Annotated in this window: 15 protein-coding genes; 1 reads left to right on the forward strand and 14 read right to left on the reverse strand. The window is 61.5% G+C overall.

Features of this window, described 5'->3' with window-relative positions; genetic code table 11:
- Positions 1 to 163: 163 nt before the first annotated feature.
- From GIV35_RS26455 to GIV35_RS26480, 6 genes are all read right to left on the reverse strand, one after another.
- Positions 164 to 817 carry an HAD family hydrolase gene (locus tag GIV35_RS26455; protein WP_014717797.1) on the reverse strand — a complete coding sequence of 218 codons (654 nt, stop codon included), beginning with the start codon at positions 815 to 817 and terminating at the stop codon, positions 164 to 166.
- 33 nt (positions 818 to 850) lie between these two features.
- Positions 851 to 1,840 carry an ABC transporter ATP-binding protein gene (locus tag GIV35_RS26460; protein WP_060766799.1) on the reverse strand — a complete coding sequence of 330 codons (990 nt, stop codon included), beginning with the start codon at positions 1,838 to 1,840 and terminating at the stop codon, positions 851 to 853.
- Positions 1,837 to 2,637, reverse strand: a complete 801-nt coding sequence (locus GIV35_RS26465) for an ABC transporter permease (RefSeq protein ID WP_032892564.1) — start codon at positions 2,635 to 2,637, stop codon at positions 1,837 to 1,839. Before GIV35_RS26465 ends, GIV35_RS26460 begins: the two co-directional genes overlap by 4 nt.
- The gene (locus tag GIV35_RS26470) at positions 2,624 to 3,469 is read right to left on the reverse strand and encodes an ABC transporter permease (protein WP_003190145.1); all 846 of its coding nucleotides are present in this window, start codon (positions 3,467 to 3,469) and stop codon (positions 2,624 to 2,626) included. The genes GIV35_RS26465 and GIV35_RS26470 overlap by 14 nt, the downstream gene beginning before the upstream one ends.
- Complete coding sequence (locus tag GIV35_RS26475; protein ID WP_202691424.1) at positions 3,466 to 4,272, reverse strand: alkaline phosphatase family protein; 807 nt, start codon at positions 4,270 to 4,272, stop codon at positions 3,466 to 3,468. The genes GIV35_RS26470 and GIV35_RS26475 overlap by 4 nt, the downstream gene beginning before the upstream one ends.
- Positions 4,273 to 4,488: 216 nt before the next feature.
- Positions 4,489 to 5,565, reverse strand: a complete 1,077-nt coding sequence (locus tag GIV35_RS26480; protein ID WP_003190150.1) for an ABC transporter substrate-binding protein — start codon at positions 5,563 to 5,565, stop codon at positions 4,489 to 4,491.
- Positions 5,566 to 5,916: 351 nt separating this feature from the next.
- On the opposite strand from GIV35_RS26480, the gene GIV35_RS26485 reads away from it, so the two are divergent.
- Complete coding sequence (locus GIV35_RS26485; RefSeq protein WP_003190151.1) at positions 5,917 to 6,630, forward strand: UTRA domain-containing protein; 714 nt, start codon at positions 5,917 to 5,919, stop codon at positions 6,628 to 6,630.
- Positions 6,631 to 6,776: 146 nt separating this feature from the next.
- On the opposite strand, the gene GIV35_RS26490 is transcribed toward GIV35_RS26485, so the two are convergent.
- The 8 genes from GIV35_RS26490 to GIV35_RS26525 are packed head-to-tail and all read right to left on the reverse strand — an operon-like array spanning position 6,777 to position 12,921.
- Positions 6,777 to 7,730 carry a metal ABC transporter substrate-binding protein gene (locus tag GIV35_RS26490; RefSeq protein WP_202691425.1) on the reverse strand — a complete coding sequence of 318 codons (954 nt, stop codon included), beginning with the start codon at positions 7,728 to 7,730 and terminating at the stop codon, positions 6,777 to 6,779.
- Positions 7,730 to 8,629 carry a metal ABC transporter permease gene (locus tag GIV35_RS26495; RefSeq protein WP_032901932.1) on the reverse strand — a complete coding sequence of 300 codons (900 nt, stop codon included), beginning with the start codon at positions 8,627 to 8,629 and terminating at the stop codon, positions 7,730 to 7,732. Before GIV35_RS26495 ends, GIV35_RS26490 begins: the two co-directional genes overlap by 1 nt.
- The gene (locus GIV35_RS26500; protein ID WP_105226336.1) at positions 8,626 to 9,372 is read right to left on the reverse strand and encodes a metal ABC transporter ATP-binding protein; all 747 of its coding nucleotides are present in this window, start codon (positions 9,370 to 9,372) and stop codon (positions 8,626 to 8,628) included. Before GIV35_RS26500 ends, GIV35_RS26495 begins: the two co-directional genes overlap by 4 nt.
- The gene (locus tag GIV35_RS26505; protein ID WP_054897879.1) at positions 9,369 to 10,289 is read right to left on the reverse strand and encodes a metal ABC transporter substrate-binding protein; all 921 of its coding nucleotides are present in this window, start codon (positions 10,287 to 10,289) and stop codon (positions 9,369 to 9,371) included. Before GIV35_RS26505 ends, GIV35_RS26500 begins: the two co-directional genes overlap by 4 nt.
- A 19-nt stretch (positions 10,290 to 10,308) precedes the next feature.
- Positions 10,309 to 10,869 (reverse strand): DUF6162 family protein, encoded by a 561-nt coding sequence (locus GIV35_RS26510; RefSeq protein ID WP_014717807.1) that lies wholly within the window; start codon positions 10,867 to 10,869, stop codon positions 10,309 to 10,311.
- Positions 10,866 to 11,189: a hypothetical protein gene (locus GIV35_RS26515; protein ID WP_020301064.1), complete on the reverse strand. Its 324-nt coding sequence runs from the start codon at positions 11,187 to 11,189 to the stop codon at positions 10,866 to 10,868. The genes GIV35_RS26510 and GIV35_RS26515 overlap by 4 nt, the downstream gene beginning before the upstream one ends.
- Positions 11,186 to 11,722: a thiamine pyrophosphate-binding protein gene (locus tag GIV35_RS26520; RefSeq protein ID WP_197883342.1), complete on the reverse strand. Its 537-nt coding sequence runs from the start codon at positions 11,720 to 11,722 to the stop codon at positions 11,186 to 11,188. Before GIV35_RS26520 ends, GIV35_RS26515 begins: the two co-directional genes overlap by 4 nt.
- A complete protein-coding gene (locus GIV35_RS26525; RefSeq protein WP_105226337.1) occupies positions 11,719 to 12,921 on the reverse strand; it encodes a PepSY-associated TM helix domain-containing protein in 1,203 nt (400 codons plus the stop codon). The genes GIV35_RS26520 and GIV35_RS26525 overlap by 4 nt, the downstream gene beginning before the upstream one ends.
- Between the last annotated feature and the right edge of the window lie 297 nt (positions 12,922 to 13,218).

Consider the following 13,218-nt stretch of genomic DNA (forward strand, 5'->3'; position numbering starts at 1 on the left):
CCCTGTCGAATTCCGGCCAGCGTGGTTTAACGGGGCGCCTAAGATCAAAAGCAGATCAAGAGCGGCTCGCTTCGCATCGTGGTTACCGTTGAGCTAACAGAGTTATGTAGATACCTATGGCTATCGCCGGCAAGCCAGCTCCCACAGGTTGATGTCTATTGATTCAGGTCCAGTGGTGGATCGGCCAGCCGGCCTGTTCGGCATGGGCGCGCAACACCGGGTCCGGGTTCACCACCTGCGGGTGATCCACCTTGAGCAGCAGCGGTAAATCATTGCGCGAGTCCGAATAGAAATAGGCACCTTCAAGGGTTTCGCCTTCCTGCTCCAGCCATTCCAGCAACCGCGTGATCTTGCCTTCACGGTAAGTCAGTACACCCTCTGTCTTGCCGTCGTATACCCCATGGCTGACGCTCAGGTTAATCCCCAGCACTTCCTCGATACCGATACGCGCAGCAATCGGCGTGACCAGGTGAGTGCCCGAAGCGGAAATCACCAGGATCCGGTCACCGTTCGCGCGGTGGCGGGCGATGGTCTTGGTGGCGTCGCTGTAGATCAGCGGCTCGATCACGTCCTCGACCCACGGCTCCACCAGGTGCTCGATTTCTTCCGGGGTACGGCCGATCATCGGCTCCAGGCTGAAATCCATGAAATCTTCCATCCGCAGCTTGCCCTGGCTGTAGGCATCCATCAGTTCGTTGTTCCTGCGCATGAATGACTCAGGGTCTACCCAGCCGAGGCGGCCCATCTGTTCGCTCCACAGCGTGGCGCAGTCGCCGTGGATCAAGGTGTCGTCCAGATCAAAAATTACCAATGCCATCGGTGATGCTCTCTCTCAATAGGTCGCTGTCTGTCAGGCTACTTCACACAGCGCGCTGGGGTCGATGGAAAGTGCCAGGCGCTGGCCGTCCGGGTGCAGGTCGTCGGCCGAACGATTGAGCACGTCCACCACCAGCTCGACACCACGGGCTTCAATGCGGTAGCGAATCACGTTACCCAGCAGGCTGTGGCTACGCACCAACGCATCGAGCTCGCCACTGCGGCTCAACTCGATGGCCTCGGGGCGAATCGCGATACGCCCGCTGATCGGCCGCTGCAGCAGTTGGCTGGCCTTGTCGGCATCGAGCAGGTTGTAGTTGCCGATAAACCCGGCAGCGAACACATCCACCGGCGCGGTATAGAGGGTTTCGGCATCACCGCTCTGCACGATCTTGCCCTGGTTCATCAAGAAGATGCGGTCGGACATGGTCAGCGCTTCTTCCTGGTCATGGGTCACGAAGATCGTGGTCAGCCCCAGCTCGCGCTGGATCTGGCGGATTTGCTCGCGCAAGTGCTTGCGAATCCGTGCATCCAATGCCGACAGCGGTTCATCCAGCAGCAGCAGGCGCGGGCGGGTCACCAGGGAGCGGGCGAGGGCGACGCGCTGGCACTGGCCACCGGACATCTGGTGCGGATAGCGGCCGGCCAGGTCCTTGAGCTCCACCAGTTGCAGTACTTCTTGCACGCGCTTGTTGCTGTCGTCGGCGTTGACCTTTTGCATGCGCAGGCCGAAGGCAACGTTCTGTTCCACAGTCATGTTGGGGAACAACGCGTAGCTCTGGAACACCATGCCGATCTGGCGTTTCTGTGGGCTCAGGGGCACGATGTCCTGGCCATCCAGGAGGATTTGGCCACTGTCCACCGGCGTAAGCCCGGCGATGCAGCGCAGCAAAGTGGATTTGCCGCAACCGGACGGGCCGAGCAGGGTGACGAACTCGCCTTTGGCGACCTCGCAATTGATATCGCTGAACACCGGGGTGCCGGCGTAGCCTTTTTGCAGGTGTTGGACGCTGACGAAGCTCATTGGCTTTTGTCCTTGTTCAAGAGAGTGGCGGCCCAGGTCAGTACCAGCACGAAGAAGAAATAAGAGATCACCACGGCGCTGGTGAAATGGCCACTGCTGTTGCGCATGTTGTTGAGGTACACCTGCAGGGTTTCGTAGCGGGTGCCGACGAGGATGTTGGCGAACACGAACTCGCCGAACAGGAACGAGAACGACAGCAGCAGCGCCACCATCAGGCCCTTGCGCAGGTTGGGCAGCACCACCAGGATCGCGGCCTGCCAGGTGCTGGCGCCGAGCAGTTGCGAAGCGTCCATCAGGTCGCGCAGGTTGATGGCTTGCAGGTTGTTGGTGATCGCGCGGTACATGAACGGCAGCGCGACGGTGAAGTAGCAGCCGATCAAAATCCATGGCGTGCCCACCATCGCCAGCGGCCCGGAACCGTACAGTTGCAGCAGACCCACCGAGGACACCACCGGCGGTACCGCAAAGGGCAGCAGGATCAGGATGTTCATCAGCGCGTCGAGCTTGGGAAAGTGGTAATGCACCACGAACAGCAGCGGCAAGATCAACACCACCGAGAGGATAAGTGCGCCCACGCAGACCAGCAACGATTGCCCGAAGGCCATCAGAAAGCGCGGGTCGCTCCACAGCTGTACATACCATTTCACGCTGAAGCCGGCGGGCAGGATGGTTGCCGACCAACTGCTGGAAATCGAGTAGACAAAAGTGCCCACCAGCGGCAGCACCAGGATCAGGAACAACAGGTACACCACCACCCGATGGTAGAGGGAGGCCGTACCGGCTTCAGCGCGAGACATGGTAGCTCCTCTTGAGCAGCAGTTGATGCACCACCGTGACCACGGTCATCAGCGCCACCAGCACCACGGCCAGGGCGCTGGCCATGTTCGGGTCCAGCGACACATCGCCGGAGACCAGGCCGGCAATGCGAATTGGCAGCACGTTGAAGTTGCCGGTAGTAAGCGCATAGACCGTGGCGTAGGCGCCGAGGGCATTGGCCAGCAGGATCACGAAGGTTCCGAGCAGGGCCGGGGTGAGCACCGGCAGGCCGATATGTCGCCAGAACTGCCAGCCATTCGCACCTAGCAGGGCGGCCGATTCACGCCAGTCTTCGCGCAATGCGTCAAAGGCCGGGTAGAGCAGCAGTACGCCGAGGGGAATCTGGAAGTAGGTATAGAGGATGATCAAGCCGGTTTTCGAGTACAGGTTGAAGTCCTCGATGATCCCGGCCTGCTTGAGCATGAGGGTGATACTGCCGTTGAACCCCAGCAGGATGATGAACGCGAAGGCCAGCGGGACTCCGGCGAAGTTGCTGGTCATGTTGGCGAACGCGGTGACGAAGTTGCGCAACGGCGAATCCACCCGGCGCAGTGAGTAGCTGCCCAGGGTGGCGATGATGATGCCGAAGATGCTGGAGTAGAAACTGATCTCCAGGCTGAACTGGATGGCCTGCCGGTAGAACTTCGAGGTGAAAATGCGGGTGAAGTTTTCCAGGCTCCAGCCGGCCTCTTCGGTTTGCAGGCTGCTGATCAGCACCCACACCAGCGGTGCGATCTCGAACACGATAAAGAACAGTGCGAAGGGCAGCAGGCATAACAGGGCCAGCCATTTGCCGCGGGTCAGTGCATTCACTTGAGCAGCTCCCGGCACACAGGTTTGTCGTGGGGCACGCCGAGCAGTTCGCAGACGGTGCCGCACAGGTCGGTCTGTTTAGGCACGGCGTCGGTGTCCAGGCTGAAGGCGTCACCGATGACAAACAGTGGCACTTCCCGTTCTTCGCGCAATAGGCCGTTGTGGGAGCGGTCGTTGTTCATGCCATGGTCGGCGGTGACCAGTATCTGGTAACCGGCATCGAGCCAGCCTTGCAGGTAGTCGGCCAGGATAATGTCAGCCGAACGCGCGCTGTTGCGGTATTGCGCAGTGTCGAGGCCATGCTTGTGGCCGGCGTCGTCGATGTTCATCGGGTGCACCAGCAAAAAGTTTGGCGCGTGCTTGAGCCGCAGGCTTTCGGCGTCGGCGAACAGGTGGGAATCGGGGTAGTGGTCATTCCAGTAGAAATGCCCGTGCTGGATCGCCAGGGCCTTGTCGTCGGTATGACGATCGCGGGCGGCGAGAAAGGGCGTGCGGTTATACAACTCGCTGACCCAATGGTAAGCCGCCGCAGCGGTGCTCAAGCCGGCGTCGGTGGCGTAATGGAAAATGCTGCGCTGGGTGGACAGGCGCGAGACGTTGTTGTGCACGACACCGCTTTGGATCGGCGGCACGCCGGTGAGGATGCATTCATACAGCGGGCGGGACAGGGCAGGCAGTTCACATTCCAGTGTGTAGAGGGCTGCGCGTCCTGCGCCGACATAGGCCTGCAAGTGCCCCATGGCGTGCCGGGCAACCTCGAAGTTGAGGCCGTCGAGCACCACAAGGATGACATTGTGCTTCATGGGGGCTGGGGCTCCGCAACAGAGGGTATGGCTCAGTATCAACTTGGGATGGGATCAAATGTGGGAGCTGGCTTGTTGTGGCGAGCAACTTTGCTTGCGCTGGGGTGCGGAGCACCCCCAAAAAGCCGGCTCCAGCTACGCTGTCGAGCGGGAGCAAGCTCCCTCGCCACAGCAAGCCAGCTCCCACACTGACCGCCTTTGGATCAGAGAGACCGATTACTTCATTTCTACGATGACTTGCTCGTTCCACATCTGTGGCAGCTTCTTGGACGTCGCTTCCCACGCATCGGCATCCTTGATCGGCTGCGGGTTGGCCTTGGTGTACTGCTCGCCCGGGATCAGGTTTTTGGCAACGTCTGCCGGCAGTTTCAAGTCGGTTTCAGCCCGGATCGGACGCGCATTGCCGCGTGCCAGGTTGAGCTGGCCGGCATCGCTGAAGATGTATTCGCGGGTGAGCTTGGCGGCGTTCGGGTGCTTGGCGTATTTGTTGATGATGGTGGTGTAGCCGGACTTCACCGAGCCATCCGAAGGGATCAGCACCACGTAGTCATCCGGGTTGGCCATCTTGGCCTTGTAGCTCAGGCCGTTGAAGTCCCAGACGAGGCCCACTTCGACTTCGCCTTTTTCCATGGTGGCGATGGTCGGGTTGGACAGCGAGAGGCGACCTTGCTGGGCGATCTTGGTGAAGAATTGCAGGCCCGGCGCAATGTTTTTCTCGTCACCTTTGTTGGCGATGGCTGCGGCGAGTACTGCGTTCGAAGCCTGGGCGGCGGTGCTCACGTCACCCACCGAGACCTTGTATTTACCGGTTTGCAGGTCAGCCCAGGTGGTGGGCACTTCGGAGCCGTGCAGCAGCTTCTTGTTGACGATAAAGGCGATGGTGCCGGTGTAGGCCAGGGCCCAGTGACCGTCCTTGTCTTTCGCCCAATCCGGCACCTGCGCCCAGGTGGACGGTTTGTACGGCTGGGTGACTTCCTGTTTCACCGCGATCGGACCGAAGGCTGCGCCCACGTCACCGATGTCGGCGCTGGCATTATCTTTTTCGGCTTTGAACTTGGCGATTTCCTGGGCCGAGCTCATGTCGGTGTCGATGTGCTTGAGGCCGTAGGTCTTGGCCAGGTCTTCCCAGGTGCCTTTCCAGTTGGCCCAGTCATCGGGCATGCCGACGCTGTTGACGGCGCCTTCCGCTTTGGCGGCGGCTTCCAAGGTTTTTAGATCGGTATCAGCAGCCATGGCGGCGGTGCACATGGCAATGGTCGAGCCTAACAGTGATGCCAGGAAAAGCTGTTTCATCCGAAGCTCCTTTGGGCGTTTTCAACGCGGCGTTTTATCTGAACGTTAGCGGTGGTTTGGTCTAGGTCAGCAATACCTGAGCCAATCTAGGCCCCCTGGATGACAGTTTCATGTCGATGTCGTTTTTGAAGCGCTGATGTCGCTTAGCTCCCACTTAGCGTAGACCATGCCCAAGTGCCCGCAGGCCCTGGACTTGGCCGATGTATTGCAGGGGGTGGTAGAGGCAGTCGACAGCCTTTGTCATCTGTCGGTCATGTGGAGTGCCTAGGCTGGCACACAGCAGCAAAAGCCCAGATAGAGCGCGTTTTGTGCACCTGAACGGTGCTGGTCTAGTCCAGATAGGTAACGTTGATGCGTGATGAGGCAATCAAGGCGGTAACTTCCATCGGCCTGGCGCTGCAGGAGCAGATCGACCATGGCCTGTTGCCGCCTGCCAGCAAACTGCCCGCCGAACGCAAGCTCAGCGAGTTGTTTGGTACCACTCGGATTACCGTGCGGGAAGCCTTGTTACAACTGGAGGCCCAAGGGCAGATCTACCGCGAAGAGCGTCGGGGTTGGTTCGTCTCACCGCCACGGCTGGCTTATAACCTGATGCAGCGCAGCCATTTTCACGCGATGGTCAGCGACCAGGGGCGTGAGGCTTCCACGCAGGTCATTTCCGCACGCTTGCAACCGGCGTCGGCGGCGGTGTGCGCGTGGTTGCAGTTGCCGGCGTTGTCGAGCGTGATCCAGATTTGCCGGGGGCGCAGGATTGACGGGCGCCTGGTGTTGTATGTCGAGCACTATCTGAACCCGCAGTATTTTCCGGGGATCCTGGCGTGTGATTTGAATCAGTCGATGACTGAGCTGTATGCCAGCAAATATGACTTGCACTACGGGCGGGTGCGTTTCGAGATTGTGCCGACCTCACTGCCGGTGGAAGCGGCCGCTGCGCTGCGCGTCTCGGTAGGCAGCCCGGGCTTGCGCATCGCCCGGGTCAATTACGACCAGCATCAACGCCTGATCGACTGCGACCTGGAGTTCTGGCGGCATGATGCGATTCATGTGGGTGTGGATGTGGTGTAGCGGCTGGTGCACCGCGAACCCATGTGGGAGCTGGCTTGCCTGCGATGGCATCGACGCGGTAGGCCTGACAAACCGAGGCGCCCGCATCGCAGGCAAGCCAGCTCCCACATTGAACCGAGTTTATCCCTGACGGATCGGTGGTTTGCCTAGGGCGTAAGTGCCTTGATCACTTGGTCCACATTGGTTTCCAACTCCGTCACCGGGTCGGCACCGTCCACATTCAATACCAACAGTCTGGAGCCGCCGGCAGTGATGGCGGTTTTGACTGCATCGCTGGGTTGACGGTGATGCAGCACCACGGCCACATCGTTGTCCTTCAACGTGCTGCTGAGTTTTTGCAGCGCCTCGGGCGTCCACTCGGCATCGGGCCGTGCATCGGTGCCGAGCACTTCCAGGTTCAAGCTGCTGACCAGGTACGCGAAGTGATCGCTCAAGCTGAACACACTCAGGTTGTCGGCCTTGGCCAAGCGCGCCTCGCTGTCGGCGGTGAGCTTGAGTAAACGCTGTTTGAGCGCGGCCAGGTTAGCGTCGATCCTGGGTTTGGCAGCCGGGGCCAGGCGGCTCAGGTCGGCGGCCATCACGTCGGCCATGCGCCCCATATTGTTGCTCGATTGCCAGGGTTGGCTGTTCAAACCGTCGGTGACACCCGGTTGTACTGCGATACCCGGCAAGCCGCCGTCCACCGGGCGTGCGGCATCGACTTCGACGATGCGGATATTGCTGCGCCGCGCCACGGGGTACAGCGGGTCATCGGCCCACAGCGAGCGCAGGCCGATGGCCGCGTCGGCGTCCAGCGCCAACTTGTTCAGTGCCGCAGCACCGCGGCCGGTGAAGTAGGACACCTGCCGCGAACCGGGCAGGTTGGCCGGCGCGGCGCGTTCAAGCGCTACGTTGGTGCCTTTGAGCAGCGCCTCGGCCAAGCCGTAGGTAATCGGCAGCGAGGCCAGCACCTTGACCGGCTGCGTGGTCTTGGTCAGGGCTGCGTGACCGAGGCCCTGGTTGACTTTGAAGTCCTTGGCGTCGAAACCGTCGACGGCCAGCGCCGACGTACTCATCAAGCAAGCGATGGCCAGGGCCAGTGGGCGAAAGACAGGGCGCATTATCCAAGATTCCCTTTGAGGCTGGGCACAACGCCACGGGCGATGGCGGCGAAGGCGAAGGCGATACCGGCAACCAGAATGATGGCGGCGCCGGATGGGATGGGCAGGTCGAAGATGATCGGCAGCAGGATGCCGCACAGGGTGCTGACGGTAGCGATCAACACCGAAATCCAGAAAAACCCTTTGAGTGACTGGCTCAACAGGCGCGCCGCAGCGGCAGGAATCACCAGCAAGGCGCCGACCAGGATTGCGCCGATGACCTTGACCGCGGCCACGGTGATCAGGGTCACCAGGATCACGAACAGGTAGTCCAGGCTTTTCACCGCCACCCCGCGCACTGCCGCCAATTGCGGGTTGAAACTGGCCAGCATGATGCGGTTGTACAGCGGCAATGCCAGGGCCATCACCAGCGAGCCGACAATGGCCAGTACCAGCAGATCGTTGCCGTTGACCGTCAACACTGAGCCAAACAGCACGTTCTCGAGAATGTGCACGTTGATCTTGCCGGCCAGGATCAGCAGCAGGCTTGCCCCCAGTGCCAGGGACACCGACAGGAACACGCCGATCAAGGTATCTGGGGCCAGGCCGGTGCGGTTGCGCAGGTAATTGAGCAGGATGCCGAACAGCAGGCAGTAGCCAAACAGGCTGCCATAAGGCCCGGTATAGGGTTCGCCCAGCAGGATGCCCACGGCCACGCCGGTCAGCGCGGCATGGCCGACCGCTTCGGAGAAAAACGCAAAGCGCTTGACCACCACCAGCGTGCCCAGGCCGCCCAGCACCGGGCCGATCAGCAAGCCGGCGAGCAGGGCGTTGACCACAAACCCGTAGGCCAGGGCTTCGGGCAGGTAACCGGCAGAGGCCCAGCCCTGGACCATCAAGCGAAAGGCTTCATAACTCATGGTGCCGGGCTCCGAGGGTGGGTGGAGAACAGAGTGAGCAGGCGGTCCGGGGTCAGCGCCTCTTTCGGTATGGCGTCGAACAGCACGCGGCGGTTCAGACCGGTGACGCGGTCGGCCAGGCGGCCAACGGCCTCCAGGTCGTGCTCGATCCACAGCACCGTAATCCCAGCCAGGCGCCAGTCGTTCAATAGCCGTTCGAACACCTGGATACCCGCCTCGTCGAGGGCCGACATCGGCTCATCCAGCACCAGCAACTGCGGCGCCGGAATCAGCCCCTGGGCCAGCAGTACGCGCTGGCGCTCACCGCCGGACAACGCGCCCATGCGGCGCTTGCGCTTGTCTTGCATGCCGACGCGCTCAAGGGCATCGCCAATCGCTGCTGCGTAATGCCTGGACAGGCCCAGAAACGCCGGGCGACGCTGGCACATGGCAGCCATGAAATCGTCCACAGTCATCGGCAAGCCCCGGTCAAATTCCAGCGCCTGGGGCACGTAACCGATGGTGCCGGGTGTGGTTGGCCATTCCAGGCTCAAACGCCCCTGGTGCGGCGTCTGCCCCAACAGGGTCTTGATCAGCGAGCTTTTGCCGCCGCCGTTGGGGCCGACCAGCGCATGGATGCTGCCCGGTTGTACCTGGAAACTCACGCCATCAAGGATCACGGTGCGCCCCAGGGTCAGCGAGACCTGGTCGAAGTTCAGGGTGGGGCCGACGCTGACGGGGTTCAGTTGCTGTGCGGCGGTCATGCTCCCGACTCCTGAATCGCCCGTACGACGGTGTTGAGGTTGCCGGTCATCTCCACTTCGTACTTCTCGGCGCTGTATTCGCCGTAGGAAATATGCGACAGCGGGTACAGCTTGACCCCGGATTCGCGCTGGATGGTATCGACGTAGGTGGACGGGAAATCCATCTCCGAGAAGATCACTTTCACATCCAGAGCACGCAGTTCATCGATAGTCTTTTTCAGCTGGCTGGGGCTTGGCTCAATACCGTGGGCCGGCTCGACCACGGCGGTGACTTCCAGGCCAAACTCGCGCAACAGGTAGTCGTAGGCCGCGTGTACGGTGGCGACACGCAGGTCCGGGTTGGGCGCGCTGGTCAGCTTGGCCAGGGCGTCGGCGCGCATCTGACGCAGGCGCTTGCCGTAGGCGCGGGCGTTCTGGGTGTAGGTTTTGGCGTTGTCCGGGTCGAGCTTGCCCAACTCACGGGCAATGTTATTGACCTGGGCAATCGACGCGCTGATTGACAGGAAGGTGTGCGGGTTGACCACCTTGCCCGCACCGCGTGCCGCGTTACCGGTAGCGGCGAGCAGCGGCACGTTGGCGTTGGCTTCGATCACCGGGATGTCCGGGCGCTCGCTGGTGGCGATCATGCGGTCGGCGAAGTCGTCATGGCCGACGCCGTTGAGCACGATCACATCCAGGGTGCCGATGCGCTTGATGTCTTCGGCGCGCGGCTCGTAGGCGTGGGGGTTGAAACCGGCGGGAATCAGCGGCACCACTTCGGCCTTGTCGCCCACGATATTGGCTACATAGCTGTAATAGGGGTGCAAGGTAATGCCGATACGCAGGCGCTTGGCCGCCTCGGCATTGGCAAGGGGGGCGAGCATCAGGCTGAACAGGCCAACCAGCAACAGGCGCAACAGGGGCGATGACATAGACATGGGCAATCGGTCTTCTCGTTCAGTGACGGTGCTGGCGGGTAACGCCGGCATCGAATTGCGCGACCACCTGCTGCCAGCCGGCCGCGATCAGCGCCTGGTCAGTGAGGTCGGATGGAGCGGCAAGGTTGGCGCTGCGGTTGAGCCAGATATCCGGCTCACTGCCTTGCACGCGCATCAGCAGCGAACCGCTGGTGGCCGGCGCCTGGCTCAAGCCCAGGTAGGCAGCCGGTGCCAGCAACTGCCAGCGGTGGCCGCCGCGGCTTACTGAGCTAGCGTCCTGGGCAAAGGGGGCGAAGCCTTCTTCGGCCAGTTGCTCAGGCGTCGGCAGGGCGCTGTGTTCCTGCTGCAACAGGTGGATTTCATCCAGGGTCACCCGCAGGTCGGCGTAGATGCCTTGCTCGGCCGCGCTCAGGTCGCGGCGGGCGTCCAACTGATGGCTTGGCACCGCCGCGACTTCCTGGGTTTCCCCATGCAGCGCCACGACCGTGCCCGCCACAGCGAGGATGATCAGACACAACAGCAACACATAAAGGGTTTCGTGGCCCGCGCCCGCGGGGCGTACAACCTGTGTGGTACTCATTGCGACGGGATATCCGCTTGGTCGATTTCCACCACGTGGCCGGGGCCGGCATCGAAGAGCACGTAGAACTCGGCGGCGGGCTTCTTGAAGGTCAGGGTCGAATCCTCGCCGAGCTTGCCCGGCACCAGGATGGTTTCGTCGTAGCCGATCACATCCAGGGTTACGCCGGGGGCGCCACTGCCGTCGGAGAAGCCGCCTTTGCACTGGATCTGCTCACCGGGGATTTCCTTGCATTCGCACATCGGGTTGTGGGCGAAGGCGGTGGTGCTCAGGCCGGCGCACAGCAACAGCGCGGCGCGGGTGAAGCGCTTGAACGTCATGGTTTGACTCCTTGCTTGTTCAGCCAGGCAATGGTGGCAGGCGAGGCCTGGCTCAGCGGGATGGAACCCTGGTGCATGCTGCCGTCCCACCCTTCCATGGTCACCCATATTTCGGCGTCCGCCGGGGTGCGTTCGGGGATCGGCAGGGCGGCGCCCATACGGTACGGCGTGCCGAAGAAGATCACTCCGGCGGCGCGCAGGCTGCGGGGTTTGCCGATACGCAGGTAAGTGGCCTTGACCTGCTCGGCACAGGTATCGCACAGGGCAGCGTTGAAGAACTTCATCGGGCCAGCCGGGTTCGGGCTCGGGCCTTCATTACGAAACTCGGCCAGCGTCAGGCTCCAGGGGCCGACTTGCACCTGCCCGGCCACGCGCTCGCCGATGCCGGTATCCCCGCGAAACAACGCGGCGTCGGCAAAGTATTTGGGCATGAACCCCAGCGGCACCAGCAACAGCAGGATGTTGATATGGAAACGCCATTTCAGCCAAAAGGCGCGCAGCGGGGACAGGGGGACGGTTGCGACCTTGCTCATCGCTGGGCCTCCGAGGTGTCGGCGTGCATGGCCGGGATGGGCGCGTGCTGACGTTGCGTCTTGGCCTCGCGCTTGAGGGCGTTGAGGGTGGCCAGGGCGGTGCGCTTGGTCCAGATCAGTAAGCCGCTCAATACCATCATGCTCAGCACCAGGCCGAAGAATGCCCAGATCAGCTTGATCCACAAACCGCCAAAGTCCCCGGTGTGCAGTGGGCGCATCGACTCGGTGACGAATTCCAGCGGGGTACGGTCGGACAACAGGTTGGAGACCGCGATTTCACCGTCATAGGGGTTCAGCTGTGCGGTCTGGAACATCAACGGGTACCAGCCACGCCCGCCGATCTGCAGGTGGCTGTAGGCGTTGCTTGGCATGAATACAAAGCTGGCATCCAGGCCGGGGATTCGCTCGGCGGCGATGTCGATCGCCTTGTCGATAGGGATCATCGGTGCCGGCACGCCCGGCGCCGACAGCGGCACCTTATCCCGTGCGATCACTGGCACGATGGGTTCACTGGAAATGGATATCTGGTTGTCACCCAGGACAGCCTCGATCAGGAACCAGGTGCCGGTGATAGAAATGACCGCGATAAACCAGATCGACCAGATGCCGCTCAGGCGGTGAAAGTCGCCCCAGAAGATTCGCGCGCCGTGGCGGATGCGCAGGGTAGGGCGCAGGAAGCCTTTCCAGAAGCGCTTGTACACCACCAGCCCGGTGATCAGCGAGGCGAGCAGCGGCAAGCCCAACGCGGACACCAGGTACCAGCCCCAACTGTACCCATTGGTGAACGGCACCAGCCACCAGCCATGCAGGGCACGAGTGAATTGCTGGAAGTTGAATGAGGGACTGATGCCCTGGATCGCTCCGGTATAGGGGTTGGCATACACCTCCACGGAGCGCCCATCCGGGTAGCTGAGGCCGACGCTTAGCGCGAAGTGCGACTCATCCGGGCGGATAATGGACTGGACGATAGCCTTGGGCTCATCGCGCTTGATGGCCGCGATCACCTGGTCAAAGCTCAACGGCTGGGCTTCATCCGACGGCTTGCTGGCGCGGATATCCGGGTTGGCCAGCCACACGATTTCCTGGCTCACCACGGCCAGGGTGCCGGTGACGCAGACGATCAGTACAAAGAACCAGATGGGCAACGCCAGCCAGCTATGAACGAGAAACCAGAGTTTGGAGCGTGACTTCTTCGACATATGAATGAGGGTCTTGATCGGAGGGGGCGATGGAGGCCCGGAAAAGGCCAGTCGTAGCTTTTGCTGACGCGACAGGCTGTATCTAAGTTAAGACGGATGAGAATGAGAAATCCCTAAGGCGTATATGAAAGAAAATGTTTCAGGATTGCATTCAGGGTTATGGCGTAACCCTGTGGGAGCTGGCTTGCCTGCGAAGACGGCTTGACAGTCAACACAGTCGGACCGTGTACATATCCATTCCTGCGGTAACGGCCACTTAGGGTTCCGCCCTGACGGCGGCTCACTTTGCAAAAGCGG

Source organism: Pseudomonas sp. PA-1-6B (assembly GCF_021609545.1).
In the GTDB taxonomy this organism is placed as follows: domain Bacteria; phylum Pseudomonadota; class Gammaproteobacteria; order Pseudomonadales; family Pseudomonadaceae; genus Aquipseudomonas; species Aquipseudomonas fluorescens_BV.